Below are 1,343 nucleotides of genomic sequence, written 5' to 3'. Positions count from 1 at the left end.
GGGCCGCCTCGGCGCGGGCCCGCAGCTCGGCGGCGCCGATCCCGCGCTCGCCGAGCACCGCCCCGGCGCGGCGCACCCGGGCCGAGCCGCGCAGCCGGGTCAGCAGCCACGCGAGCGCGAGCACGAGCAGGACGGCGACGAGCAGGGTGGCGAAGGTCTGCAGGGGCGGGGAGTCGGCGGTGGTGCTCACCCCGTCGTCGAGCCAGCGCCGGAGGCGGTCGAGGAGGCGCTGCACGAGGTCGCTGTCGTTGTACTCCGGGCGGAGCAGCTCGCGGCGCAGCGCGTCCCGGGCCTCGCCGGGGGTGGGGTCGAGCGGCGGGTCGGCCAGGATCCTCACCGGCGTCCCCCCGTGCGCCCGTCGTCGGCCTGCGTCCACAGCGTGACGTCGTACCCCTCGCCGCGGATGCGCAGGTCGAGGTACTGCACGGCCACCACCGCGGCCAGGTACGGCGTCACGAGGGCCCCCACGGCCACCGAGCCCAGCGCGGTGAGGCCGACGGCGATCCACTCGCCCGCCTCGCCGGCCGCGGACGGCGCCACCTCGGCGCCGATGGTGAAGGGCGCGGAGAGCAGCAGGGTGGCCACGAAGCAGACGAGCCCGGCGAGGAGCCACGTGCCCAGCACCCGCCAGAAGGAGCGGCGCGTCAGCGCGAGCGCCCGGCCGAGCCCGCGGCCCACCCCCGTGCGCTCGAGCGCCACGGCCACGAGGGCGAGCCCGGTGAGGCGGACCCCCGTCCAGAGCACCAGGAGGACCAGGAGCGGACCCGTGAGCAGGCAGTAGAGCACCGTGAGGCCCACCGAGCCGGTCCCGGCGAGCAGCACGACCGACAGCAGGTAGCCGCCGACGAGCAGCGCGTAGCCGACGGCGACGAGGACGGTCAGGCCCAGCAGCGCCCAGCGCCGTCCCCGCAGCCGTCGCCACGCCTCGTCGAGGGTGATGAGCTCGCCCACGGCGGCGGCGTGCACCACGTGGGCGAGGATGCCGGCCAGGTAGGCGGAGCCCACGAGGGAGACGACCTGCCCCACGACGAGGACCGTGCCGGAGCCGAGCAGGCGGGTGAGCGACTCCGCGGAGCCGTCCCCGAGACCGTCGCCGGCGGCCGCCCCCGCCACGGTGGTCAGGCCCCCGACGACGAGCACCGGGACGACGAGCGTCACGGCGGCCACGACGAGGGCGGCGCCCAGCGTGGCGCCGGGGGCGGTGCGCAGGACGCGCAGCGCGGTGTCGAGCACGTCCCCGGTGCTCATCGGGCGCAGGGGCACGCCCCCGGGCTGGCTGGTGAGGGGGACGCGCGCCGTCGCCGGGCGGGAGCCGGCCGGCGCCGCGGCGGGCGCGACGCCCA

2 protein-coding genes are annotated in these 1,343 nt (G+C 78.3%); both read right to left on the bottom strand.

Translation table 11 applies throughout. The features are described 5' to 3' along the window. The coding region (locus KK617_RS18630; RefSeq protein ID WP_277501679.1) for a hypothetical protein at positions 1-337 on the bottom strand (337 nt) is incomplete at its 3' end. After that, a partial coding sequence (locus tag KK617_RS18625) for a hypothetical protein (RefSeq protein WP_277501678.1) occupies positions 334-1,343 on the bottom strand: 1,010 nt, incomplete at its 5' end. The genes KK617_RS18625 and KK617_RS18630, both read right to left, overlap by 4 nt.

This window comes from Nocardioides sp. ChNu-99, from assembly GCF_029493445.1.
In the GTDB taxonomy this organism is placed as follows: domain Bacteria; phylum Actinomycetota; class Actinomycetes; order Propionibacteriales; family Nocardioidaceae; genus Nocardioides.
The sequence above is the reverse complement of the archived record's forward strand: the minus strand, read 5'-3'. Positions and strand labels throughout refer to the sequence as shown.